Origin of the sequence: Verrucosispora sp. SN26_14.1, assembly GCF_004307965.1 — a bacterium.
GTDB lineage: Bacteria > Actinomycetota > Actinomycetes > Mycobacteriales > Micromonosporaceae > Micromonospora.
Genome location: NZ_SISL01000052.1, coordinates 1 through 21,955, shown reverse-complemented (window position 1 = coordinate 21,955; position 21,955 = coordinate 1). Strand labels below are relative to the sequence as shown.

Sequence of the window (21,955 nt, the reverse complement as noted above, 5' to 3'; positions counted from 1 at the left end):
CGCCGGGGCTGGGCGACGATCACGCGGCCGGCGACCGCCTCGGCCACCGCGAGCGGGGCGAGCGTGGTCTTGCCGGTGCCCGGTGGGGCGACCAGGATCGCGGTCCCCGCCGCGCGCAGCGCCGACACCAGCGCCGGCAACGCCGGACGGACCGGCAGGTCGAGGGGTACGTCGGAGAGCACGGCCCAGTCTCGCACCGGCTCTCGGCCCATGGCCGACGTGCCTGTTCCGTGCTCGGCCGAAGGGGCGGTGGACTCAGCCGGTGCGGACCGCGTCGACGCCGGTGACGAAGGCGTGCCAGGCCGACGACGGGAAGGTCAGCACGGGGCCGGGGCGGTCCTTGCTGTCCCGCACCGCCACCCGACCGTCGACGACGGCGACCTCGACGCAGTTGCCGTTTCCCACGCTGCGCGTACTGGTGCGCCAGTTAGCCCGGGACAGGTCGAGCGCGGTCATCGCGATCCCTTCGTCGATACCGACTGTGACCGCGCCGAACGGTCACGTAAAGTAACGAGAAGCTTCCTTCAGGCGCACCAAAGACGCCGCTGGATCAAGCGCCAGACGTCGCAGCCTCTCGTGCACAAGGCTATACGAGCGCACCTGCGCGACCTCTTCCAGTGCCAGGCCTGTCGAGAGGTTTTCCAGGTAAACCACGGCTGCGTCGGCAGCGTCGGCGAACGTGAGGATCACGTACGGCGAGTTCATCGCCGGGTGGCCGCCGGCCGCGAATGGAAGTACCTGGATGGTGACGTTAGGTAGCTGTGCGGTGGTTTCCAGGTGGGCGAGTTGCGCCGCCATCACGGCCCGTTCGCTCACGGGGCGTAGCAGTGCCGCCTCGTTCAGCACCACCGACAACTCGGCCGGCTCGTCGCTGCGCAGTACGTCCTGTCGGCGCAGTCGGGCGGCCACCTTGCGGTCGATGTCGTCCTCGCCCGCGGTGAGCCGATAGACCTCCCGGGCGTACGCCTCGGTCTGCAGTAGCCCCGGCACCGCCTCCGCCTCGTACGTGCGCAGGGTGGCCGCCTCGGCCTCCAGTCCGACGTAGAACTCGAACCACTCCGGCAGCACGTCGCTGTAGTGCTGCCACCAGCCCCGTTGCTGGGCGCCCCGGGCGATCTCGATGAGCGCCTCGGCGTCGTTCCCGGTCACCTGGTACAGCGCCAGTGCGGCCCGGACGTCTCGCGGCTTGATGCCGATCTGGGCGTTCTCGATGCGGGACAGGTTGCTCTTGGACATGTCCAGTTGCCGAGCGGCGACGTCCAGGGTCATGCCGGCGCGTTCGCGCAACTGGCGGAGTTCCCGGGCGATGCGGCGGCGGCGAACGGTGGGGCTCGCGGTCACCCTCCGAGTCTGTCACGGGAAAATTCGCAGGTCGCGCCAGCACGGAGTGCAACTGCCGAAAACGGGAGTTGCGTTGCAGTTGCGCTCGGTGCATTCTTGCCTGCGGTTAGCGATCACTATGGACGGCCGGCCAGGGGGGACGAGTGCTCATCGCCGACGAGTTCTTCCTGATCGCCCACAACGACACCCGGGGCAAGGCCAAGCTGCATCCGGCCGCCACCAGCCTCGGCCTGGCCGCCGGCCTGCTCGGCGAGCTGGTCCTCTATGGACACGTGACGGTCGCGGCCGGACAGGTCACCGTGGTCGACCGGCGTCCACCGGCCGACGCGCTGGCGCACACCGTGCTCGACCAGTTGATCGGCGAGCAACAGCACCAGGCGGTGCGGACCTGGCTCAGTTTCCTCGCCCAGACGGCGGTGACCTCGGTGGGGGAGCGGCTGGCGCGGGCCGGGGTGCTGCGCCGCCAGGAGACGCGTCGACTGCTGCGGACCAGCGTCACGTACGTGCCGACGGACCTCAACGTCGCGGCCTGGCCCGCCACCCGGCTGCGCGCCGCGCTGGAACGCGCGGACCCGCCCCACGTGCCCGACGCGCTGCTGCTCGGGCTGGTCGCGGCCGCCGGGCTGACCCGTGAGGTGTTGTGGAGCGCCGGTCCGCGCGCCCACCACCGGCTCAACCTGATCATTCCGGCCCTGCCGGCTCCGCTGAAGGAACTCGTCGGACAGACCGAGGCCGCCGTGGGCGCGGCCGTGCTGCGCGGTCTCCCCTGAGGCGGTAACACCCCTTCCCCTCCCTGACATCCGGAGCAGTCATGTCCTCGACAGTGACACCCCCACGATCGAGCAACGTCTCCGAGGCACTGGCCCGTGGCCGCCTCGGAGTGCCCTCGGTGATCTTCTTCGTGCTCTCCGCCGCGGCGCCGCTGACCGTGGTGGCCGGTGTGGTCACCACCGGCTACGGCGTCGTCGGGGTGCTCGGCATCCCGCTGGCCTTCCTCGCGGTCGCCGCCGTGCTGGCGCTCTTCTCCGCCGGCTACGTGGCGATGGCCCGCCGGACGGCCAACGCCGGCGCCTTCTACGCGTACGTGGCCCGGGGGCTGGGCCGACCAGCCGGGGTGGGCGCGGCCTGGGTGGCGCTGATCGCGTACAACGCCCTCCAGGTCGGGCTCTACGGCACCATCGGCGCGGCGGCGGCACCGGTGCTGGACCGGCTGTTCGGCGTGACGCCACAGTGGTGGATTGTGGCGCTGCTGGCCTGGGCGCTGGTCGGCCTGCTCGGGCTGCTGCGGGTGGACATCAACGGCATGGTGCTGGCCGCGCTGCTCTGCGCCGAGATCGCCGTCATCGTGCTGTTCGACCTCGGCCAGTTGGGCAACCCGGCGGGCGGCAGCGTCAGCTTCGCGGCGTTCTCGCCGGACAACTTCTTCGTACCCGGCCTGGGCGCGGTGCTGGTGCTGGCCATCCTCGGCTTCGTCGGCTTCGAGGCGGCGGTGGTGTTCAGCGAGGAGAGCAAGGACCCGCAGCGGACCGTACCGATGGCCACCTACCTGTCGGTGGCGATCATCGCGGTCATCTACGCCCTCTCGTCGTGGAGCATGACGGTGGCCGTCGGCCCGGACCGGATCGTCGAGGAGGCCAACGCCCAGAGCGTCGAGCTGATCTTCAACCTGGCCGGCGCGCACCTGGGGGACACCGTCCTCACCATCGGCCAGGCACTCTTCCTGACCTCGGTGCTGGCCGCGATGATCTCGTTCCACAACACCACCGCGCGGTACGCCTTCGCGCTGGGCCGTGAGCGGGTGCTGCCGGCGGTGTTCGGGCGTACCTCGCCGACGACCGGCGCGCCGCAGGCCGCCTCGCTGGCGCAGAGCGCACTCGGACTGGTGGTGATCCTGCTGTACGCGTTCAACGGCTGGGACCCGGTCCTGCAACTGTTCTTCTGGCTGGGCACCAGCGGCGGCTTCGGTGTGCTGCTGCTGATCGCGACCACCGCCGTCGCCATCATCGTCTACTTCGCCCGCAACGCCGAGCAGGAGACGCTCTGGCGGCGGCTGGTCGCACCCGGGATCGCGGCGATCGCGCTGACCGTCATCATCGTGCTGGCGGTGCAGAACTTCGCGAACCTGCTCGGCGTCGAGCCCGACTCTCCGCTGCGCTGGGCCTTCCCGGCGGTGTACCCGGTGGCCGCGCTGCTCGGCGCGCTGTGGGGGATGACGTTGCGCAGCAGCCGACCCGACACGTACGCCCGGATCGGCCTGGGCGCGGAGAGCGCCGCCGCGGTGGCGGTCCCGCCGTCGCGGGTCGAGGCGGAGGTGCGGCGATGAGCGTGACGACCGTCTCGCGCCTCGGGGAGGCCGACACCCGCTGGGTGGCCGAGCGCATCGCCGAGTCCTTCCTGGTCCTGGACGCCACCCGGTGGCTGGTCCCGGACGAGGCCAAGCGGGAGGCGGTGCTGGCCGGGAATTTCGAGATCATCGTGGCGCACGCCATGCGGCACGGGCTGGTGTTCGGCACGGCGGACCGCGCCGGTGTGGCGGTCTGGCTGCCGTCGGTCGGTGAGCCGCTGCCGCCGCCGGAGGACTACGACGCCCGGCTGGTCGCCGCCTGCGGGGAGTGGACCCCGCGCTTCGTGCACCTGGACGAGTTGTTCGCCACCCACCACCCGCATCGGGACCACCATCACCTGGCGCTGCTGGCCGTCCGGCCGGATCGCCAGGGACAGGGGGTGGGTTCGACGCTGCTGCGGCACCATCACGCGTGGCTGGACGCCAACGGTGTGCCGGCCTATCTGGAGGCGAGCAGCGAGATCGGCCGTGACCTCTATGCGCGGCACGGTTACCGGGTGTCGGAGCCGTTCCGGCTGCCCGACGAGACGCCGTTCTGGCCGATGTGGCGGGAGCCGTCCGTCACCTGAGTCGTCCGCCGCCACCGGATCGACGACGCGGGCGCCGGCCCGCGAGGGCCGACGGGCCGAGACGGTGGCGGCGGACACGACGGTGGCCGGGTCCTCGCAGGCCCGGCCACCGTCGCCACCCCCTCTTAGTACGTGCCGTCGAGCTGCCCCCGCAGCTTCGTCAGCGCCCGGGCCAGCAGCCGGGACACGTGCATCTGCGAGACGCCGATCTGCTCGGCGATCTGCGACTGGGTGAGGTTGCCGTAGAAGCGCAGCGTGAGGATCTTCTGCTCGCGCTCGTCCAGAGTGGCCAGCGCCGGCCCGAGGGCCACCCGCAGCTCGGCCAGCTCGAACTCGCTGTCCTCGCCGCCGAGCATGTCGCCCAGCTCGGTCGCCCGGTCGCCGTCACCGGTCGGGGTGGACAGCGACACCGCGTTGTAGGCGCGGGCACCCTCCAGGCCCTCCAGGACCTCTTCCTCGGTGAGCTTGAGGTGGCTGGCGATGTCGGCCACCGTCGGCGAGCGACCCAGGGTCTGCAACAGCGAGCTGTTGGCGTCGGAGATGGCCAGCCGCAGTTCCTGGAGCCGCCGGGGGACGCGGATGTCCCAGGTGCGGTCGCGGAAGTGCCGCTTGAGTTCGCCGATGATCGTGGGGATCGCGTAGCCGGCGAAGTCGACGCCCCGGGTCGGGTCGAACTTGTCGATGGCCTTGATGAGGCCGACGGCGGCGGTCTGGGCCAGGTCGTCGGTGGGCTCCCCGCGTCCGCTGTAGCGGTGCGCGAGGTGGTTCGCCAGCGGCAGCCAGGCCTCGATCGCCCGGTCGCGCAGCGCGGCCCGGGACGGGTGCCCGGCCGGCAGCGCGGCCATCGCGTTGAGTAGGTCGGTGGCGCTGTCGGAGAGCGAACGCGGGTCGAGCTTCGGTGCCGTGGGCGCCGGGGCAGTCGCCGTTTCGGTGAGCGCGGTCATGGTGGTCCTCCCTGCACCTCGTCCGCGGATAAAGACGTGACGCTTTGGTTTAGAGCTTGCTAGTCCGTTCGGGAGTCACCTTAGCCTGATGGTGCCGCAGAAATCTAGCCGAACGGACGATGTACTTAAGTTACTTCTAGGCATGAAACGGTCTCAACCGGCCATTCGTCTATGAAGTGCCACCGGATCCGAAGGCGATCCGTGATCTCGACCGGCCGGTTCGGCTGATCCCTGATCGGTCGTCCCCCGTCCCGGCATGAACGGGCGGTGGTCCGACGTCACCGATCGGGGGAGACGTCGACGGGTCGGGCCGACGACTGTCGCCTATCCGTCCTTGTCCCGTCCGTGGGACCCGGCATAGCGTCGCGGGGGACTGTCGACCGGAGGTGTTGTGCTCGACCCCGCGGTGCCCCAACTCGTCGTGAACTGCCGGACGCTGTACTTCAGCTGGCTGCCGGCGGATCAGGGCGCGGTGGCGGCACTCGTCCCGACCGGGCTGCGACCGCATCCCGGTGGCCAGGTCTTCATGAACCAGTACGTGGTGGACGACGCGAGCCAGACCTCCGGCTTCGGCTCGTACTCGCTGACCTATCTCGGGGTGACCCTGGCCGGCGTGGACGCCCCCGACGGGGTGACCCCGGGTGGCTGGTGGACCCACTACGTGACCTCCAGCGAACTGGTCCGCCGGTACGCCCTCGGTCGGGGTGCTCCCGCGTTGGCCGGTGACACCTCCATCGCCGCGAACGGCCACGAACTGGTGACCGAGACCACCATCGACGGCGTACCGGTGATCCGGGCCCGGGTGCGTGCCGGTGAGACCGGACACGCCGTGCACAACGGTCACCACCGGTACGTCACGTCACTGCACGGCCGGCTGGTCAGCAGCATCTATCCGGTCGTCGCCGAGCCCACCACCTCCTTCGAGATCGAGTCGGTGGAATTCCTGGACCCCGACCACCCGGTCTACGCGCTGCGGCCGGAGAACCCGCTCACCATCGGCTGGGGCTACTACTCCCCACGGGCGTCGTTCGCGTACCCGGGCGGTCTGACCGTGCTCGATGCTCCGGGGTCCGGGGTGACGGACGTGCCCCACGCGGAACGCCCCCTGCCTGCGCTCGGCTGAGCGTCCGTCGTGCCGTCCATCGGCTGAGAATCCGGGTCTTCTTCGGGTTTCCCCTGGTCCAGGTGGGTAAGCCAGTCGCGGGTCGGTACGCCCCGGTGCGCCGGGGGATCGTCGTGCGCGTCGACGTGCCGCCCGGAGGCCGTCCCGGCCTCACCATCCCGGATCGGGTTCGCTCCGCCGGCCGTCGGTGCCGCAGGCGTGCGCCCGGTCCCGGTCCGAGCAGCGAGGAGGCCGCACCATGTCCGGCGAGACGACGAACTCCGTGACCGAGCACCGTGAGCAGGCGGTGGAGAGCGAGCGGGGGGCGCTGGTGGCCGTGCTGGTGATGGTCCTGCTGGGCGTGGCCGGCATCTTCGCCGTCTCCTGACCCGGTCGGCGCGTCGCCCGCCGGAGCGGGCTCAGTCGGTGGCGAGGCGGGCGTGCAGGTGCTCGTCGTGGCGGCGGCCGTCGCCGTAGCGGTGTGACTGGCGCAGCGTGCCCTCGAACGGATACCCGGCGCGTTCGGCGACCCGGCAGGAGGCCGGGTTGGCCACCGCGTGACACAGCTCGATGCGGTGCAGGCCCAGATCGCGGAAGGCCCACTCGGTGAGCCGGCTGACCGCCGCCGAGGCGAGGCCCCGCCGGCGGGCGGCGGCGACGGTCCAGTAGCCGATCGAGGCGTCACCGCCGTGGATGCGGTGCAGCGACACCGAACCCAGCATGATCTCCGGCCGGGCCGGGTCGGCCACCGCCAACGAGACGTGGGTGCCCTGCGACCAGTCCGCCCGCCATCGCACCCACTGGCGGGCGGCGTCGAGGTCGAACGCGTCGCCCTGCGGGTTCCACAGGGCGATCGCCGGGTCGTGCCACGCGGCCAGCACGGCGGGCGCGTCCGTGGTGTTCCAGGGGCGCAGCAGCAGGCCGGAGGCGGTCAGTTCCACGACGCGAAAGTCTCGCACAACCGCACGCTCCGTCGCCGGAGCACGCCCCCACCACGCATGCACGCCCCACCGCACGGAGCACGCCGCACCGCGCGGGCCTGCCCCCGCGATCATGGACTTGTGGTAGCGACACAAGGCGCACAAGCGCCCAAAAGACTCGCCACTACTTCATGATCGGCGAGGTCCTCCGCAGTGTCGATTCAAAATTTGACCACGTCTTCCGTCCGTGCGTCGTGATGCAGGCGGTGCTGCTCGGGCGTGATTGTTCAAATTTTGAGTACGTGCTACCGTGGCGCCATGACCGAGAGCCTGAGCGAGGTGCGACTCGTCGCCTGGCGGGCGTACATCGAGGCCAGCCAGCGGTTGTTCACCCGGCTGGAGGACGACCTGCGGGCCGCCAGCGAGCTGAGCTTCGCCGACTACCACGTGCTGGTGCTGCTCGCCGAGGCCCCGGGGCAGCGGCTGCGGATGGGCGAGCTCGCCGGTCGACTGGTCTTCTCGCCCAGCCGACTGACCTACCAGGTCTCGTCCATGCAGCGACGCGGCCTGGTCACCCGGCAACCCTGTCCGGACGACGGGCGCGGCAGCGAGGCGGTGCTCACCGCCGCCGGGCTGTTGGCGCTGCGCGAGGCCGCCCCGCACCACCTGCGCTCGGTCCGTACCCACCTGATGGACGACCTCGACGACGCCGAGATCACCTGCCTGACCACGGTCTTCACCCGACTCGGCCAGCGGCTGCAGGGCACCGCCGGCGCCGCCCCCCGCGAGAGCTGAAGGAGCTTCCGATGCCCGCCATCACCGTCGACAACGTCCTCGTCCTGCCCCGCCTGCCGAAGCTCGACGAGTCCACCACCGTCATCCGACCGGTCCGCCGGCTGACCACCGCGCCCAGCGGCTTCGAGGGCGAGGGCTTCCCGGTGCGGCGGGCCTTCGCCGGGGTACCCACCACCGAGCTGGACCCGTTCCTCCACCTCGACCAGATGGGCGAGGTGGAGTACGCGCCGGGCGAGCCGAAGGGGACCAGTTGGCACCCGCACCGCGGCTTCGAGACCGTCACGTACATCATCGACGGGATCTTCGACCACCAGGACAGCCACGGTGGCGGCGGCACCATCACCAACGGCGACACCCAGTGGATGACGGCGGGCAGTGGCCTGCTGCACATCGAGGCGCCGCCGGAGCACCTGGTGGTCAGCGGTGGGCTGTTCCACGGCACGCAGCTCTGGGTCAACCTGCCCAAGGTGGCCAAGATGAGCCCACCGAAATACCAGGACATCCGGGGCAACCAGGCGGCACTGGTCACCACGCCGGACGGCGGCGCGCTGGTCCGGGTGATCGCCGGTGAGATCGCCGGGCACCAGGGGCCCGGGTCGACGTACACGCCGATCACCGTCGCCCACGTGACGGTGGAGCCCGGCGCGCAGGTCGACTTGCCCTGGCGGCCGGACTTCAACGCCCTGGTGTACGTCCTGGGCGGCCGGGGCACGGTCGGCGCGAACGGACGCGGCGTCCGCACCGGGCAACTCGCGGTGCACGGGCCGGGCGACGCGTTGCGGTTCAAGGCCAACGCCCGGCAGGACAGCCGCACGCCGACGCTGGACCTCTACATCATGGGCGGGCAGCCGATCCGGGAGCCGGTGGCCCAGTACGGCCCGTTCGTGATGAACAGCCGGGACGAGCTGATCCAGGCGTTCGAGGACTACCAGGCCGGTCGGCTCGGGGTCGTCCCGGCGGAGCGGGTGCCGCACACCGGCGGCCAGGGCGACCGGCCCTGACCAATCTGTACGGGCAGCGCCCGTCCCGGTCCGCAGTCGGGGAACGGCCGCGGACTCCGGGGCGGGCGGTCCTGTTCGGACCGCCGCCCGGACCTCGCCGCGGCACCGCCAACGTTCCCGGACACCGCACCAGGTGCGCGGTGGGCCTGCTCCCGCAGCGTGGTCGGCTGGTCTCGCCACCACCGGAGACTCGGTCCGCCGCTTTCCCGCGTTCGAATCGCGGCCCGCTTTGCGCGGTATTGCTTGGCAGCGAGCAGGTGGGGAGATTTGTTGTCGCTCCAGCGACAACAAATCTCCCCACCTGCCGCTGATGCGTGCGGTCTTCGAGGCGTCCGCTCACTCGCTCGGCTGGTCCGCCGGTGTAGCGCGGCCGAGCGCTGCGGATTCGGGACGGCCGGAGGCGGAGCAGTTCAGCGGACCATCAGGCCGCTTCGTGCGTGGGACGTCCAGCGGGGTCGGACACTCGGCAGGTAGCGGCGTACTCGGCGGTCATCGCCTCGACCGCCTGCCGATTATCCAGGTCGAGCCGGACCACCTCGACGGGGCGGCGTCGGCGAGCAGCGCGACGACGGCCCGGCACCGGTCGCATTCATGCGGGTCCGGAGGTGGCCGGGGCATTTGTCGCGGCCCGTACGCGGTGGCCGCCGTCCTGCGCGCATGGGCGGGCGCTGACCACGCGAAGCGGTTTCGCTACCTGCCAGCAGGCGGATACAGAGTTTCGCGGATCAGGTGCTGGCCCACGGGCGGGAGAGTTCCCGCCCGTGGGCCGCGTGCAGGTCAGGTCGCCGGCTGTGCCGCGCGCCCGCCCAGGTGCAGCCGGCCCACGAGCTGTCGGGCCGGTTCGGCCATGTCCGCCTCGACGGTGACCGCGTACTGGTTGGCCCGCAGCGAGCTGGCCGAGGTGAAGTCTCGCTTGCCGCCGGTCATGGCATGCGCGACCCCACCGAACACGGCACCCCAGACGGCACCGATGACCAGGCCGACGAGGAGCACGGCCAGCCAGTTGCCGACCGTGAAGATGCCGAACAGCAGGCCGATGAAGAGCCCGAGCCAGGCGCCGGTGCCGGCGCCGATGAGCGCCGCCCGGGCCGTGGTCAGCCGGCCGAGCACCGTCTCCACCAGGGTGAGGTCGGTGCCGACGATGGCGGTCCGTTCGACCGGGAAGCGGTTGTCGGCCAGGTAGTCCACGACGCGCTGTGCGGACGGATAGTCCGGATACGCACCGAGCGTCACGGTCGGCGGGCCGGCCTGCGGGCCGTGCCCGTCGCCAGCGGGTGCCGCGGTGCGGCCTCCGGGACCGGAAGGGAGGGTGCCGCCGCCGGTCACGCCGGGTTGCCACGCCGAGGGGTTCGACTGTGTGGTCATGGGTCTCCTCCTTCGTCTCCGGTCGCGTTCCCGCCGGAGGCGAGCGGTAACGCCCGAGGTGGATCCGGTACCGACCGCGCCCGGGCAGGCGACCGGGCCCCCGGCCACCGCTGCTGCGGTGCTGGCCGGAGGCCCGGTGCTGGTGGTGGGGCCCGAAGGCCCGGCGCGGGTACGGGGGGGTGCCCGATCAGGCGCAGGTGCCGCCGTTCAGGGTGAAGGGGCCGGGCGTCGGCAGGCTGCTGCCGCTGAAAGTGCCCTGGAAGCCCACGCTGATCGTGCCGCCGACGGGCACGTTGCCGTTGTACGCGACGTTGCGGACCTCGATGCGGTCACCGGACTGGCTCCAGGTGCCGTTCCAGCCGTTGCTCAGCCGTACGCCGGAGCCGGCGTTGAAGGCGAGCGTCCAGCCGGTGAGCGCCACGCTGCGGTTGGTGACCCGGATCTCGGCGGTGAAGCCGCCGGCCCACGTGTTCGGGGTGAACGTCACCGCGCAGCTGCCGGCGGGCGGGTTGGACGGGGGCGGCGTGGTCGGCGGCGTGGTGGTGGGGGGAGTGGTGGTCGGCGGGGTCGTCGTCGGCGGGGTGGTGGTCGGCGGGGGGCCGGCCGCGACCGCCAGGTCGTACGCCCGCTGGGGCACGAACTGTCCGGCGGCGGCGATGCAGCCGTCGGCCTCGCCGGGCAGCTTCACCCAGAGGAACGCGTCGATCGCCGAGTCGCCGGTGGCGGTGGTGCTCGGCGTGCCGATCGCCCGCCCCGGCGGGTCGCACCACTCCGAGCCGGCCGGGCCGTTGCCGTTGCGGCTGGTGTCGATGACCGCCTTGAGGCGGGAGTTGCCGGTGGCCTGGATGATCTGCTTGGCGTACGAGACCTCGTCGGCCGTGCGGCGGTAGTTCGACACGTTGACCGAGATGCCGTCGGCGCTGTTGGCGACGTCCGCCGCGTTCAGTCGAGCGGCTGCCTCGCTGGGCGCGAGCCATCCGCCGTGGCCGATGTCGAAGTAGACCTTCGCCGCTGACGAGCCGGCCTTGAGCGCCTTGCCGGCGTACGCCATGGAGGCCCGGACCTCGGCCTGCTGGCTGGCGTTCATGCAGCTCGTCATGATCGGGAGCACGTCGGGCTCCAGGATGATCGTGGCGGGCCGACCGCCGAGCCCGGCGGCGACCTGGTCCACCCACTGCCGGTAGGCGGAGTGGTTGGGCGCGCCGCCGCCGCTGTGGTTGCTGCAGTCGCGGTTGGGGATGTTGTAGACCACCAGGATCGGGATCTTGCCGGCGTTGGCGGCGGCGTTGACGAAGGAGCTGACCTCCGCGCGTACGGTCGAGGTGTTGGTGGTGGTGTACCAGCGCGGCTGCGGGACGCTGGCGATCCGGTCCCGGATCACGGCGGCCTTGGAGTCGTTCGGGTTGGCGGCCACCCAGCGGGCGGCGCTGGTGTCCGGGTCGACGTAGAACACGGAGTCGGCGGCGGCTGCGGGCGCGGGACGCAATGCGCCCACGCCGACGGTGGCGACCACGGTCAGTGCCGTCGCGACGGCGCCGACCACGGCATACGTGCCTCTGGTTCTCATGTACTGCTCCTCGGATGCATCGAAGACAGTGCGTGGAAGCGCTCCCACATGTCCGCCAAGGTACGGGCCGGTTGCGAACTTGTGAAGACCTTCCGGAAGTATCGGGAGGATCGACGGGCACCGCTCGGTAGCCGCCAGGAGGGCCGGCTCGCGAATACGATCACCGGATGGGTCTGGATCGTGCGGGTGTCGTGGTGGTCGGAGCGGGGATCGCGGGCGTCGCCTGCGCCGGGGAACTGGCGCGTGCCGGGGTGCCGGTGGAGATCCGCGAACGCGGTCGGGTGGCCGGCGGACGGATGGCCAGCAAACGCTTCGACGGCCGCCCCGCCGACCTGGGCGCCGCCTACCTGACGGTGAGCGATCCCGACTTCGCCGAGGTGGTCCGCGAGTGGGAGGACGCCGGCCTGGCCCGCGAGTGGACCGACACCTTCGTCTCCTACGACCGCACGGGTCGACGGCAGGTCACCGGGCCGCCGCGTTGGGCGGCCCCCCAGGGACTGCGGTCACTCGTCGAGCACCTGGCCCGCGACCTGCCCGTGGTGGTGAACCGGCTGGTGCTCGGCGTCGAGGCCGGCCCGTCCGTCGACGGCACCGCGTGCGCGGCGGTGGTCCTGGCGATGCCGGGCCCGCAGGCGGCGCTGCTGCTCGACCCGGCCCTGGCCGACGCCACCGAGGCCGCCGGACGACAGCGTTGGGCACCGACACTCTCCGCCGTGCTGCGCTTCCCGACCCGACGCTGGGCGGACTTCCGGGGCGCCTTCGTCAACGACCATCCGCTGCTCAGTCTGGTCTGCGACGACGGCGACCGGCGCGGTGACGGCGCGCCGGTGCTGGTGGCGCACACCACGCCGGAGTTCGCCGCCGGTCATCTCGCCCAACCCACCGGTGCCGCGTCGGCCGTCGAGGCGGCCGTCCGCGACCTGCTCGCGCTCTCCGACCGGGCCGAGCACGTGCACGTGCACCGCTGGACGTACGCCAAGCCCATCTCCGGGGCCGACGCCGGGTTCCACCTCGACGGCGACGGGATCGGGCTGGCCGGGGACGCCTTCGGCGAGTCCCGGGTGCAGACCGCCTGGCGTTCCGGCCGCGACCTCGGTCGCGCCCTGGTCCAGCGTCTGACCTGACGGGCAGGCCGGTGGGTCTGCCCCGGAGGGCGGGGCGGTCAGTCGGGCGGGAGGAGGATCTCGAACCAGACGGTCGAGCCGCGCACGGTGGGGTCGGTGCCCCAGGCGTCGGTTAGCTCCTCGATCAGGCCCAACCCCCGGCCACGGCTGCTCAACGTGTCGGTGCGGGCCCGGGTCACCGTGCCCCGGGACCCGGAGTCGGCCACCGAGACGAGCAGGCGCTCCGGGCTGAGGTCGATCTCGACCAGGGCCTCGGTGCCGGCGTGCAGCAGGGCGTTGGTGGTCAGCTCGCTGGTGCAGAGCACCGCCGCGCCGATCACCGACTCGGCCACCCGCCACTCGGTGAGCAGCGCGGTCATCCAGTGCCGGACCCGGCTCGGCGCGGTCGGCTCGGCCGGCACCTCCATCCGCGCCGACCGGCTCGGCCGCAGCGCGTACTCGACGGCCAGGACGGCGACGTCGTCCTCGGTGGCACCGGGGACCGAGGCGGTGGCGGCGGCGCACAACGCCCTCGGGTCACCGCTGGGTGCGGCGGCCACCGACTCCGCCAGGCGGGCGAGACCGTGCGACAACCCCTGCCGTCGCCGTTCCACCACGCCATCGCTGAACAGCAGCAGGGTGTCGCCGGGGGAGAACGCGACGGTGCCGGTGGCGGGGCGGTAGCCGATGCCCAGCGGCGCGCCGGTCGGCACGTCCACGTAGACGGCCCGTGCCTTGCCCCCCGGCGCGCAGCGGCGCACCAGCGGTGCCGGGTGGCCGGCGCTGGCCAGGGTGAGCTGCTCCCGTGCCACGTCGATCACACCGAACGCCACGGTCACGAACAGCTCGTACGTGCCGGTCTCGGACCCGAGGCTGCTGACCAGGCGGTCGAGCCCGGCGAGCACCTGGTCCGGACGCGGGTCGTTGAGCGCCAGCGCCCGCAGCGCGGCGCGGACCTGCCCCATCCGGGCGGCGGCCTGCACGTCGTGCCCGGCCACGTCGCCGAGCACCACCCCCAGGTCGCCGGTGGGCAACACGAACGCGTCGTAGAAGTCGCCACCGGCGGCGTTGCCGTCGACGCCCGGGTCGTAGCGGGCGGCGATCCGCAGCAGCGGCAGGCTGGGCAGGTTCTCCGGCAACATGCTGCGCTGGAGTAGCTGGGCGGTGCCGTGCTGGGTCTCGAAGCGGCGGGCACGCTCGGTCGCCTGCCCGACCAGCTCGGCCGACGCGGCCAGCAACGCCTGTTCCGGCGCGGTCCAGGCGTGCGGGGTGCGGTAGCCGACGGTGAGCGCGCCGCGTACCCCGGACGCCCGCAGCGGTATCGCCGCCAGGGCACGGACCCGCTGGTCGTGCCGGTCGGCGGCGGTGTCGCGCAGCGGCTCGCCGTCGTCGACGAAGTGGGATTGGCCGGTACGCGCGCTGAGTGCCGCTGGTGCCGGCCAGTCCGCCGGTCCGCGCCGCCACAGCGGGGGCAGCCGTTCGTCCGCCTCGTCCACCAGCTCGCCCCGGACCCGGCGGACCAGCCGCCAGCCGCCTCCACCGCCCCCGTCGTCGACGGCGAACGAGACACGGTCGGCGTCGAACGAGGCGAGCGCGTACCGCAGCGCGACCCGGGCGACGTCGTCGAGGGTCAGCGTGCCGGAGAGCGCCGCCGCGAACTCGCTGAGCCCCTGCAACTGGCGGGTCGCCGGGCTGGTCTCGGCGACCACCGACAGCACTCCGGCGATGCGGCCCCGGCTGTCGCGGACGGTCGAGCAGGCCCAGATGTAGACGGACGGGTCGAGTCCGTCGGAGCGCAGCGGGAGGGGTGCCTCCTTCTCCAGGAAGGGCTCACCGGTGCGGTAGGTGTGCTCGACGACGTCTCCGACACCGGGCAGCCGCCACACCTCGTCGAAGACCTCGGCCGCCGGCCGCCCCACGGCCTGCGGGTGCCGGTCGCCGATCAGCTCGGCGTACGCGTCGTTGTAGAGCAGCAGCAACTCGTCGCCGAGGTAGAGCGCCATCGGTGCGGGTGAGCCGAGCACCACCTCCACGGCGGCGCGGACCGCCGGGTCCCAGGACTCGCGGGTGCCCAGCACCGTCGCACCCCACTCGTGGTGGCCGACGACGGTCGCGGCACGCGGCACCGGCGCGCGGGGCGCCTGGCCTGCTGGCGTGGGGACTCGCCCGACCGTTCCTGGCATGCCCGCAGCCTAGCCCGACCCCTCGACCCGTGTTTCCGATCATGCGCCCGGTGCTTCGGGCCGGGACATCAGGGCAGGTCAGGGCCGTTCTGTCGGGATGTGTCGGGAAAAAGCAGGTGACCTGCCCGGCGTGCAGTCCCGACGTTGGGGTAAGCGCGCGGGGCAGTCCATGCGACAGGAGGGACATCATGCCGGAAACCCTGGCGGCCAGGCAGGTCAACATCGGTGACGCTGTGGCCGACATGTGGAGGTCGGTGCTGCTGTTCGTACCGAGGGCCATCGCGTTCATCGCGATCCTGGTGGTCGGATGGCTCATCGCCAGAGCCGTGCTCAAGATCGTTGATACGGTCCTGGAACGGGTGGGGTTCGATCGCGCGGTCGAACGGGGCGGTATCAAGCGCGCGCTCGAACGGACCAGGTACGACGCCAGTGACATCCTGGCCCGCCTGGCGTACTACGCCGTACTGCTGTTCACGCTTCAGTTCGCCTTCGGCGTCTGGGGTCCGAACGCGATCAGCAACCTGATCGGCGGTGTGGTGGCCTGGCTGCCCCGAGCCTTCGTGGCGATCGTGATCGTGGTGATCGCCGCGGCGATCGCGAACGCGGTACGGGACCTCGTCAGTGGGGCGCTGGGCGGTCTGTCGTACGGGCGGGTGCTGGCCGACCTGACGGCGGTCTTCATCATCGCGCTCGGCGTCATCGCGGCCCTGAACCAGGTGGGTATCGCCACCACCGTCACCACTCCGGTCCTGATCGCGGTGCTCGCCACGGTGGCCGGCATCCTGATCGTCGGCGTGGGCGGTGGTCTGGTCAAGCCCATGCAGAACCGCTGGGACGGTTGGCTCCACCGGATCGCGGAGGAGTCGCGGGCCGTCCGCGAACAGCGGCAGGGCGCCCAGGCCGGACGCAGCGACATGCAGCGGCAGATGGCCGACCGGTCGGGCCAGCGTACCCAGCCGACGTCGACGGGACAGGAGTCGTCGATGTCCGGGGGACGGGGTACGTACCAGTCCGGGAACTCGGGTGACGAGACCCAGCAGTTCGGTCGGTGACCGTACGCGAAGGGTGACGGGTGTCCGCCGCACGGCGGGCACCCGTTCGCGTCACAGCGGGGGCGGCTGCGGTGCCGGGGTGTCCAGCGTGACGATCAGCGCGCAGACGGCAAGCAGTCGCACCAGCACCCAGTCCGCCTCGGCCCACTCGACCGGGGTGGCCGGCGGCTGCCAGCCGTGCTCGTCGGCGGCGGCGCGCAGCCCCTCCGCGTAGCCGGCCAGCGCGGCGGCGGTCAGCGGGGTGTCGTCGCCGTGCAGACTGTCCCGCACCGCGGCGGCGTGCTGGTCGACCACGGCGAGCAGGCCGGGCAGGGCAGCGGCGGCGGCCAGCCCGTCGAGCCCCAGCGTGGTGGCGAGCGCCATCAGCGCCGACCGGTTTTCCTCGACGGTGGTATGGGTCCGAACCCGGTTCGACGGCACGCGCATGGGGAACGAATCTAGCCAACTCGGACCGGCGGTGACCTCGGCCGCTCGGCTGGTGCGGGGGTCGGCCGGTCGTCGTGCCGGACACCCGGACCCGACCGGTCGCCCGGTCAGACGGGCAGTGGCGGCAGCAGGGAGGCACGAATGGACACCACCGACAGGCCCGACGAGGGGCACCGGCGACCGGCCGGTGTGAGTGACGACACGGTGGCGGCGCTCGGCAAGCTCAGCGAGGCGCTGGAGTGCGTGGAGCGCGCCCGTGGCCAGCTCTACTCGATGCACCAGCTCATCGGTCACGCCGACCTGATGCTGGACGAGGCGGTGCGGATGTTCCGCTCGGCCGGGCACGACACCGTCGCCGACCGGATCGCCGACGAGTTGGTGGGTCGGAACGTGATCGCGGGTCGCTGGACGTTCCAGATCGTCGAGGACTTCGACGACGGGTACTACGCGCTCTTCCAGGACCTGGACCGGACGGCTCGCGACGAACTGGTCGGGGGCCGGCGGCACCTGTACGAGGCGGAGATGAAGGAGCGACGTCGTACCCGTGGTCGCGCGGGTCACGAGGCCCGCCCGCAGGAGGCCGGGTGAGGGCGGTCAGTCCACCGAGCCCGGGTGCGGGTGGTTACTCCGAGGAGCGGGCGTCCGCCGGACGGCGACGCGCGGTGTCGTCAGCGATGATCACCGTTGCCACCATCAGCGCGACGCAGAGGCTGAACAGCCAGGAGCTGTCCTCGGTGAAGCGTGCGGAGACGGGTGCCTGAGCGGCGGCGAGCAGAAAGCCGAGCCATGCCAGGCGGCGCTGACGCGGGTTGAGGAAGCCGGAGCCCTGATGCATTCCGAAAGTCTTGCGCGCTGTCGCGGCGTTGCCGTCAGCCGAACGGCCGAATCTGTCCGACCCGTCCGAATCCCGACCCGTCCGGCTGACCCAATCGCCGCCGATCATGGGCGTGTCGCCTGGGCGTGAGGCGCTGCACGGGGTCAGTCCCCCGATGTGACGCCCCGATCGGCGGCGGCCGAGGGCTGGTGTCAGAGCGTGTCCGGGCCGGTGCGTCCGGTGGTGGAGGGGCGGTGCGCGCGGTCGGGGTCGGTCGGCTCGCGTCCGGTGCCGGGCACCTGGGAACCCCGGTCGGCGGCTTCCGGCCCATGGCCGAACGCGGCCTCCTCACCGGCGTCGTTGCCGGTCACGTCGTCGGACTGCCCGTCGAGCGTGGATCGGGCGACCGCCCGGTCCAACTCCTCCAACGGCAGCCGTTCCTCGTCACGCCACACCCTGTCGTCGCTCATACCCTCGCCCTACCCCCACCCGCACCCGCCAAACGGCACACCCGGCGGGGCCCAGACCTGCGGCGCGGCCCGCCGACGCACGACGACCCGCGCCGACAACGGCGACGGCCGCCGGGGTGAGCGGCGGCCGTGGCGGGAGGTACGCGAGGGATCAGGGCTGGGGTCGGTCGACGCTGCCCCGCCAGGCGCCGGTCTCCTGCCCGCGTCGCTCGATGAACTGCTTGAAGCGTTGCAGGTCACCCTTTGCCCGGCGGTCCACGACGCCCAGCTTGTCGCCGGCCTGCTCGACGACACCCTGCGGGTCGAACTCCAGTTGGAGGGTGACCCGGCTGTTCTGCTCGTCGAGCCGGTGGAAGGTGACCACCCCGGCGTGCTTGGTGCCGCCGGTCGAGCGCCAGGCGACCCGCTCGTCGGGAAGCTGTTCGGTGATCTCGGCGTCGAACTCGCGCTTGACGCCGGCGATCTCCACGGTCCAGTGGGTGAGCGTGTCGGAGAGCTGTCGGACCTCCTCGACGCCCTCCATGAACTGGGGGAACTCCTCGAACTGCGTCCACTGGTCGTACGCCGTCCGGATCGGGACGGAGACGTCGACGTGCTCGGTTACACCACTCATCAGGATCCTCTCCTGCGCCGGTGCGGGGGGTGGCCGCAGAAGGCCATCCTCACCAGCGCGTCGTCTCGTTCTTGTGGCCGAGCGCGGCCCAGACCTCGGACACCGTCTGGTACCGGGTGCCCTCCGGCAGTCGCTCCAACTCGGCGAGCAGGTCGTCCGGCGCCTCGTTCTCCCGGGCATTGGCGAGCAGGGCCGCCCGGTCCCCGGGCAGGGCGGTCATCGTGATGAACCGTCCCAACCGGCTGCGAGCCTCCACGTCCTCGGACGTCATGCCCTGCGGCGTGCCGCTGCGGGTCTCGCCGCCGACGACCGTGGTCGTCTCCGGCTGGTCCTCGCCCGCAGGCTCCGGCACCCGGGACTCGTCGACCCGTGAGCCACCGGTCCCCGGCCCCTGGACCAGGCCGCTGACCTCCTGCTCCATCTGTTCGTCGACTCTCGGTGCGTGCTTGCTGCTGCCGCGTTCCATGCCTTCTGCGCTACCCGGCCCGGTGGGCGGTAAACCGGCGCCGGGTCACGAGGGGGCCGGTGACCGGGGCGGCAATACCGGCTCCTCGGCGTCGCGCACGCCGGACTGGATCACCCGTCCCCGCTGCAACTCCGCGTTGATCTGCACGCCGAGCAGCAGGGCGGAGTTGGACAGGTAGAGCCAGACCAGGAACGCGATCACCGCGCCGAGGCTGCCGTACGTGGTGTCGTACGAGCCGAAGTTGGCCACGTAGAGGCCGAAGCCGAAGGAGCCCAACGCCCATGTGGCCAGCGCCACCGCCCCACCCGGGGTGAGCCACCGGAACCGGGGCTGGCGCACGTTCGGCGCCACCCAGAACAGCAGGGACATCAGCAGCATCGCGATCATCGCCAGCGCCGGCCACTTCACCACCGACCAGGCCGTACGAGCCGCACCTCCGGCGCCCACCAGGTTGCCGACCGCGTCCGCGACCGGCCCGCTGACGATCAGACCGGTGGCCACCACGGCGAGCAGCACCAGCGACAGCGCCGCCAACCCGACCTGGATCGGCCGCAGCTTCCACACCGGCCGCCCCTCGGTCACCCCGTAGATGGTGTTCGAGGCGCGGGTGAACGAGGCGATGAAGTTCGACGCGGACCAGAGCGCGCCGAGCAGACCGAAGCTGAGCAGTACCCCGGCCGAACTGTTCTGCTCCACCACGCCCCGGACCACGCCGACGAAGCTCTCGTTGGCCACCACGGACCCCGCGCCGACGTCCCGGGCCAGGTCGAGCATGGTGTCGACGGTGCGTTCCCCGTCGGAGACCAGCCCCACCAGGGCGACCACCACGACGGTGGAGGGGAAGAGCGCGAGCACGCCGTAGTAGGTGAGCGCGGCGGCCCAGTCGGTGCAGTTGTCCTGGACGTAGTTGCGGCCGCTGCGGACCAGCACACCGCGCCACGTCGACCAGTGCAGCTGCCGGATCCGGCCGGGTAGCGCGGACACCGGCGGGTCGGCGGCCGGGGCGTCCGGGTTCGTCGTGGTCATCACCGCTCCCTGGTGGCGGCCGGCACCGGTTACGCCGGGTGGCCCGGCCGGTACCCCCGCACGCGCGACGGCAAACCGGTGCCGAGGTTTAGCGCCGCGTGGACCGGGAACGCCAGTCGGAATGACCCGACCACGGAGGAGGATCGAGATGCCCGGGCGCGAGGTACTGCCCAGCACGCTGCGGCGCTCCCCGGAGAAGGCCCAGCGCACCTGGGAGAAGACGCACGATTCGGCCGTCGAGACGTACGGCGAGGGTGAGCGGGCGCACCGGACCGCCTTCGCCGCCGTGAAGCACCAGTTCGAGAAGGTGGGCGACCACTGGGAGCCCAAGGGTCGCAAGGGCCCGAGCGACCGGCAGGCCGCCGGGGGTGGTCCGGAGCGGCGGGCACCCACGGCCGGCGGGGTGGACGCGAACGCCCCCAAGGAGCACCTGATGGCGCGGGCCCGTGAACTGGACGTGCGGGGCCGGTCGAGCATGACCAAGCCGGAACTGGTCACGGCCATCCAGAAGGCCAACAACCGGCAGACCGCCAAGGCACGCGGCGACTGACCGTCGCACCGAGGGCCCCGACCCGCCGTCACGCGCCGGGTCGGGGCCCTCGACGTGCGGGTACGCGGTCCTCACCAGTGCCCGCCGCCGGGAGCCTCGATGTGCACCGCCTTGGTGGCGGTGAACTCGTCGAGCAGTTCCGGCCCGTAGCCGAAACCCTGACCGCTGCCCCGACGCGGGTGGGCCGCCCCGGCCGGGGCGCCGCCGAAGACCGCGTTCACCTTCACCGTGCCCACCGGCAGCTCCCGCCACGCCCGCTGGGCGTGGCTCATCGACCCGGTCAGTACGGTCGCGGCCAACCCGTACGGCGAGTCGGCGGCACACCGCAGCGCCTCGCTGAACGAGTCGACCACGACGACCGGTGCGACCGGCCCGAACGTCTCCTCCCGGACCAGCGCCATGTCGTGCCGACAGTTGTCCAGCACGGTGGCCGGGTAGAAGGCGCCCGGTCCCTCCGGCAGCGTCCCGCCGACACGGATCCGTGCCCCGTCGGCGACCGCCGCCGTCACCTGCCCGTGCACCTGGTCGCGGTGTCGCCGGTCGACGAGCGGACCCAGGTCGGTGGCGGGATCGCGGCCCGGCCCGCCGTGCAGCGCCGCCGCCCGCTCCACCAGCGCGGCGACGAAGTCCTCGGCCACGTCGCGGTGCGCGTAGACGCGCTCCACCGCCACGCAGATCTGGCCCGCGTTGGCGAACGCGCCGGTCGCGGCCTGCCCGGCGGCCCAGACCGGGTCGACGTCCGCGTCCACGATCAGCGGATCGCTGCCGCCGTTCTCCAGCAGCACCTTGGCGCCGCTGCGGGCGGCTGCCGCGGCGACGGCCCGGCCGGTGGCGGTCGACCCGACGTGCGCCACCACGTCCACCTCGGCCCCGGCGAGCGCCGCCCCGGTCTCCGCGCCGCCGATCAGCAGCGAGAGCACGCCGGCCGGGAGCGCCGAGTCGACGGCGCGGGCCAGCAGCCATCCGGTCGCCGGGGTGCGTTCGCTCGGCTTGTGCAGCACCACGTTGCCGGTGACGAGGGCGGCACCGAGCAGCCCGCACGACACCGCCACCGGGTCGTTCCACGGGGTGATCACGGCGACGACGCCGCGCGGCTGCGGTGTCATGAAGTCCAGGGCGTCGGGCGTGCCGTGCAGGGTCCGCCCACCCCGGGTCGGGGCGAGTTCGGCGTACTGCCGCAGGGTGGCGATGCCGGCCTCGACGCCGCCCCGCGCGTCGGCGAGCGGCTTGCCCATCTCGGTCGTGGTCGCCTCGGCCAGCTCGTCGGCGACGGCGGCCACCGCGTCGGCGGCCCGGTGCAGCGC

Annotated in this window: 26 protein-coding genes; 11 read left to right on the top strand and 15 right to left on the bottom strand. The window is 72.3% G+C overall.

Annotated features, from left to right (window positions below):
* The 3 genes from EYA84_RS08115 to EYA84_RS08105 form a co-directional block, all read right to left on the bottom strand.
* On the bottom strand, positions 1-182 hold a 182-nt coding region (locus EYA84_RS08115), incomplete at its 3' end, for a hypothetical protein (RefSeq protein ID WP_131052412.1).
* A gap of 73 nt (positions 183-255) precedes the next feature.
* Positions 256-456: a DUF397 domain-containing protein gene (locus EYA84_RS08110; protein ID WP_131052411.1), complete on the bottom strand. Its 201-nt coding sequence runs from the start codon at positions 454-456 to the stop codon at positions 256-258.
* 42 nt (positions 457-498) lie between these two features.
* Entirely contained in the window at positions 499-1,341 is an 843-nt protein-coding gene (locus EYA84_RS08105; protein ID WP_131052410.1) for a helix-turn-helix transcriptional regulator, read from the bottom strand.
* Between the two features lie 143 nt (positions 1,342-1,484).
* Here EYA84_RS08105 and EYA84_RS08100 point away from each other — a divergent pair, with 143 nt between their 5' ends.
* Genes EYA84_RS08100 through EYA84_RS08090 form a run of 3 tightly spaced genes read left to right on the top strand, consistent with a single transcriptional unit; the run spans position 1,485 to position 4,254 of the window.
* On the top strand, positions 1,485-2,111 hold the full coding sequence (locus EYA84_RS08100; RefSeq protein ID WP_131052409.1) for a GPP34 family phosphoprotein: 627 nt from the start codon (positions 1,485-1,487) through the stop codon (positions 2,109-2,111).
* Positions 2,112-2,152: 41 nt separating this feature from the next.
* Entirely contained in the window at positions 2,153-3,664 is a 1,512-nt protein-coding gene (locus EYA84_RS08095; protein ID WP_131052408.1) for an APC family permease, read from the top strand.
* Positions 3,661-4,254 (top strand): N-acetyltransferase, encoded by a 594-nt coding sequence (locus EYA84_RS08090; protein WP_131052407.1) that lies wholly within the window; start codon positions 3,661-3,663, stop codon positions 4,252-4,254. The genes EYA84_RS08095 and EYA84_RS08090 overlap by 4 nt, the downstream gene beginning before the upstream one ends.
* Positions 4,255-4,379: 125 nt before the next feature.
* Here the strand turns inward: EYA84_RS08090 and EYA84_RS08085 are convergent, their stop codons facing one another.
* The gene (locus EYA84_RS08085) at positions 4,380-5,198 is read right to left on the bottom strand and encodes a SigB/SigF/SigG family RNA polymerase sigma factor (RefSeq protein ID WP_131052406.1); all 819 of its coding nucleotides are present in this window, start codon (positions 5,196-5,198) and stop codon (positions 4,380-4,382) included.
* A gap of 391 nt (positions 5,199-5,589) precedes the next feature.
* Between EYA84_RS08085 and EYA84_RS08080 the strand changes: the two genes are divergently transcribed.
* Positions 5,590-6,321, top strand: coding sequence for a hypothetical protein (locus EYA84_RS08080; RefSeq protein ID WP_131052405.1), 732 nt, complete (start codon positions 5,590-5,592; stop codon positions 6,319-6,321).
* A gap of 238 nt (positions 6,322-6,559) precedes the next feature.
* Positions 6,560-6,688 (top strand): hypothetical protein, encoded by a 129-nt coding sequence (locus tag EYA84_RS33840; RefSeq protein ID WP_255446600.1) that lies wholly within the window; start codon positions 6,560-6,562, stop codon positions 6,686-6,688.
* A gap of 31 nt (positions 6,689-6,719) precedes the next feature.
* On the opposite strand, the gene EYA84_RS08075 is transcribed toward EYA84_RS33840, so the two are convergent.
* Entirely contained in the window at positions 6,720-7,241 is a 522-nt protein-coding gene (locus EYA84_RS08075; protein WP_236145648.1) for a GNAT family N-acetyltransferase, read from the bottom strand.
* A 297-nt stretch (positions 7,242-7,538) separates the two neighbouring features.
* On the opposite strand from EYA84_RS08075, the gene EYA84_RS08070 reads away from it, so the two are divergent.
* Both EYA84_RS08070 and EYA84_RS08065 read left to right on the top strand, forming a co-directional pair.
* Positions 7,539-8,015: a MarR family winged helix-turn-helix transcriptional regulator gene (locus EYA84_RS08070; RefSeq protein WP_131052403.1), complete on the top strand. Its 477-nt coding sequence runs from the start codon at positions 7,539-7,541 to the stop codon at positions 8,013-8,015.
* A gap of 11 nt (positions 8,016-8,026) precedes the next feature.
* Entirely contained in the window at positions 8,027-9,016 is a 990-nt protein-coding gene (locus tag EYA84_RS08065) for a pirin family protein (RefSeq protein ID WP_131052402.1), read from the top strand.
* Between the two features lie 777 nt (positions 9,017-9,793).
* On the opposite strand, the gene EYA84_RS08060 is transcribed toward EYA84_RS08065, so the two are convergent.
* Both EYA84_RS08060 and EYA84_RS08055 read right to left on the bottom strand, forming a co-directional pair.
* On the bottom strand, positions 9,794-10,381 hold the full coding sequence (locus tag EYA84_RS08060) for a general stress protein (protein WP_131052401.1): 588 nt from the start codon (positions 10,379-10,381) through the stop codon (positions 9,794-9,796).
* Between the two features lie 187 nt (positions 10,382-10,568).
* Positions 10,569-11,948, bottom strand: a complete 1,380-nt coding sequence (locus tag EYA84_RS08055; protein WP_131052400.1) for a glycoside hydrolase family 6 protein — start codon at positions 11,946-11,948, stop codon at positions 10,569-10,571.
* Between the two features lie 167 nt (positions 11,949-12,115).
* Between EYA84_RS08055 and EYA84_RS08050 the strand changes: the two genes are divergently transcribed.
* Positions 12,116-13,072: an NAD(P)/FAD-dependent oxidoreductase gene (locus EYA84_RS08050; RefSeq protein WP_131052399.1), complete on the top strand. Its 957-nt coding sequence runs from the start codon at positions 12,116-12,118 to the stop codon at positions 13,070-13,072.
* A gap of 38 nt (positions 13,073-13,110) precedes the next feature.
* Here EYA84_RS08050 and EYA84_RS08045 read toward each other — a convergent pair whose 3' ends face one another.
* Positions 13,111-15,234, bottom strand: coding sequence for a SpoIIE family protein phosphatase (locus EYA84_RS08045; protein ID WP_131052398.1), 2,124 nt, complete (start codon positions 15,232-15,234; stop codon positions 13,111-13,113).
* Positions 15,235-15,422: 188 nt separating this feature from the next.
* Between EYA84_RS08045 and EYA84_RS08040 the strand changes: the two genes are divergently transcribed.
* Positions 15,423-16,286, top strand: coding sequence for a hypothetical protein (locus tag EYA84_RS08040; protein ID WP_131052397.1), 864 nt, complete (start codon positions 15,423-15,425; stop codon positions 16,284-16,286).
* Between the two features lie 51 nt (positions 16,287-16,337).
* On the opposite strand, the gene EYA84_RS08035 is transcribed toward EYA84_RS08040, so the two are convergent.
* Positions 16,338-16,712, bottom strand: coding sequence for a DUF6401 family natural product biosynthesis protein (locus EYA84_RS08035; protein ID WP_131052396.1), 375 nt, complete (start codon positions 16,710-16,712; stop codon positions 16,338-16,340).
* A 141-nt stretch (positions 16,713-16,853) separates the two neighbouring features.
* Between EYA84_RS08035 and EYA84_RS08030 the strand changes: the two genes are divergently transcribed.
* Positions 16,854-17,300 (top strand): hypothetical protein, encoded by a 447-nt coding sequence (locus tag EYA84_RS08030; RefSeq protein WP_131052395.1) that lies wholly within the window; start codon positions 16,854-16,856, stop codon positions 17,298-17,300.
* A gap of 34 nt (positions 17,301-17,334) precedes the next feature.
* Here EYA84_RS08030 and EYA84_RS08025 read toward each other — a convergent pair whose 3' ends face one another.
* The 5 genes from EYA84_RS08025 to EYA84_RS08005 all read right to left on the bottom strand — a co-directional run bounded on the left by EYA84_RS08025 (position 17,335) and on the right by EYA84_RS08005 (position 20,101).
* Complete coding sequence (locus EYA84_RS08025; RefSeq protein ID WP_131052394.1) at positions 17,335-17,547, bottom strand: hypothetical protein; 213 nt, start codon at positions 17,545-17,547, stop codon at positions 17,335-17,337.
* A gap of 191 nt (positions 17,548-17,738) precedes the next feature.
* Positions 17,739-17,996 (bottom strand): hypothetical protein, encoded by a 258-nt coding sequence (locus EYA84_RS08020; protein ID WP_131052393.1) that lies wholly within the window; start codon positions 17,994-17,996, stop codon positions 17,739-17,741.
* A 151-nt stretch (positions 17,997-18,147) separates the two neighbouring features.
* A complete protein-coding gene (locus tag EYA84_RS08015; RefSeq protein WP_131052392.1) occupies positions 18,148-18,609 on the bottom strand; it encodes an SRPBCC family protein in 462 nt (153 codons plus the stop codon).
* Positions 18,610-18,658: 49 nt separating this feature from the next.
* Positions 18,659-19,075 (bottom strand): DUF2795 domain-containing protein, encoded by a 417-nt coding sequence (locus tag EYA84_RS08010; RefSeq protein WP_131052391.1) that lies wholly within the window; start codon positions 19,073-19,075, stop codon positions 18,659-18,661.
* Positions 19,076-19,120: 45 nt separating this feature from the next.
* A complete protein-coding gene (locus EYA84_RS08005; protein WP_131052390.1) occupies positions 19,121-20,101 on the bottom strand; it encodes a YihY/virulence factor BrkB family protein in 981 nt (326 codons plus the stop codon).
* 148 nt (positions 20,102-20,249) lie between these two features.
* On the opposite strand from EYA84_RS08005, the gene EYA84_RS08000 reads away from it, so the two are divergent.
* The gene (locus tag EYA84_RS08000) at positions 20,250-20,651 is read left to right on the top strand and encodes a ChaB family protein (protein ID WP_131052389.1); all 402 of its coding nucleotides are present in this window, start codon (positions 20,250-20,252) and stop codon (positions 20,649-20,651) included.
* Positions 20,652-20,722: 71 nt separating this feature from the next.
* Here EYA84_RS08000 and EYA84_RS07995 read toward each other — a convergent pair.
* A partial coding sequence (locus EYA84_RS07995) for an aldehyde dehydrogenase (protein WP_131052388.1) occupies positions 20,723-21,955 on the bottom strand: 1,233 nt, incomplete at its 5' end.

Excerpts from the sequence above, each read along its gene's own strand:
- EYA84_RS08025 (WP_131052394.1), bottom strand. The coding sequence starts at position 17,547 with ATGCATCAGGGCTCCGGCTTCCTCAACCCGCGTCAGCGCCGCCTGGCA.
- EYA84_RS08070 (WP_131052403.1), top strand. The coding sequence starts at position 7,539 with ATGACCGAGAGCCTGAGCGAGGTGCGACTCGTCGCCTGGCGGGCGTAC.
- EYA84_RS08060 (WP_131052401.1), bottom strand. The coding sequence starts at position 10,381 with ATGACCACACAGTCGAACCCCTCGGCGTGGCAACCCGGCGTGACCGGC.
- EYA84_RS08065 (WP_131052402.1), top strand. The coding sequence starts at position 8,027 with ATGCCCGCCATCACCGTCGACAACGTCCTCGTCCTGCCCCGCCTGCCG.
- EYA84_RS08030 (WP_131052395.1), top strand. The coding sequence starts at position 16,854 with ATGGACACCACCGACAGGCCCGACGAGGGGCACCGGCGACCGGCCGGT.
- EYA84_RS08095 (WP_131052408.1), top strand. The coding sequence starts at position 2,153 with ATGTCCTCGACAGTGACACCCCCACGATCGAGCAACGTCTCCGAGGCA.
- EYA84_RS08020 (WP_131052393.1), bottom strand. The coding sequence starts at position 17,996 with ATGAGCGACGACAGGGTGTGGCGTGACGAGGAACGGCTGCCGTTGGAG.
- EYA84_RS08110 (WP_131052411.1), bottom strand. The coding sequence starts at position 456 with ATGACCGCGCTCGACCTGTCCCGGGCTAACTGGCGCACCAGTACGCGC.
- EYA84_RS08040 (WP_131052397.1), top strand. The coding sequence starts at position 15,423 with ATGCCGGAAACCCTGGCGGCCAGGCAGGTCAACATCGGTGACGCTGTG.
- EYA84_RS08050 (WP_131052399.1), top strand. The coding sequence starts at position 12,116 with ATGGGTCTGGATCGTGCGGGTGTCGTGGTGGTCGGAGCGGGGATCGCG.
- EYA84_RS08090 (WP_131052407.1), top strand. The coding sequence starts at position 3,661 with ATGAGCGTGACGACCGTCTCGCGCCTCGGGGAGGCCGACACCCGCTGG.
- EYA84_RS08015 (WP_131052392.1), bottom strand. The coding sequence starts at position 18,609 with ATGAGTGGTGTAACCGAGCACGTCGACGTCTCCGTCCCGATCCGGACG.
- EYA84_RS08085 (WP_131052406.1), bottom strand. The coding sequence starts at position 5,198 with ATGACCGCGCTCACCGAAACGGCGACTGCCCCGGCGCCCACGGCACCG.
- EYA84_RS08035 (WP_131052396.1), bottom strand. The coding sequence starts at position 16,712 with ATGCGCGTGCCGTCGAACCGGGTTCGGACCCATACCACCGTCGAGGAA.
- EYA84_RS08055 (WP_131052400.1), bottom strand. The coding sequence starts at position 11,948 with ATGAGAACCAGAGGCACGTATGCCGTGGTCGGCGCCGTCGCGACGGCA.
- EYA84_RS33840 (WP_255446600.1), top strand. The coding sequence starts at position 6,560 with ATGTCCGGCGAGACGACGAACTCCGTGACCGAGCACCGTGAGCAGGCG.
- EYA84_RS08010 (WP_131052391.1), bottom strand. The coding sequence starts at position 19,075 with ATGGAACGCGGCAGCAGCAAGCACGCACCGAGAGTCGACGAACAGATG.
- EYA84_RS08045 (WP_131052398.1), bottom strand. The coding sequence starts at position 15,234 with ATGCCAGGAACGGTCGGGCGAGTCCCCACGCCAGCAGGCCAGGCGCCC.
- EYA84_RS08005 (WP_131052390.1), bottom strand. The coding sequence starts at position 20,101 with ATGACCACGACGAACCCGGACGCCCCGGCCGCCGACCCGCCGGTGTCC.
- EYA84_RS08000 (WP_131052389.1), top strand. The coding sequence starts at position 20,250 with ATGCCCGGGCGCGAGGTACTGCCCAGCACGCTGCGGCGCTCCCCGGAG.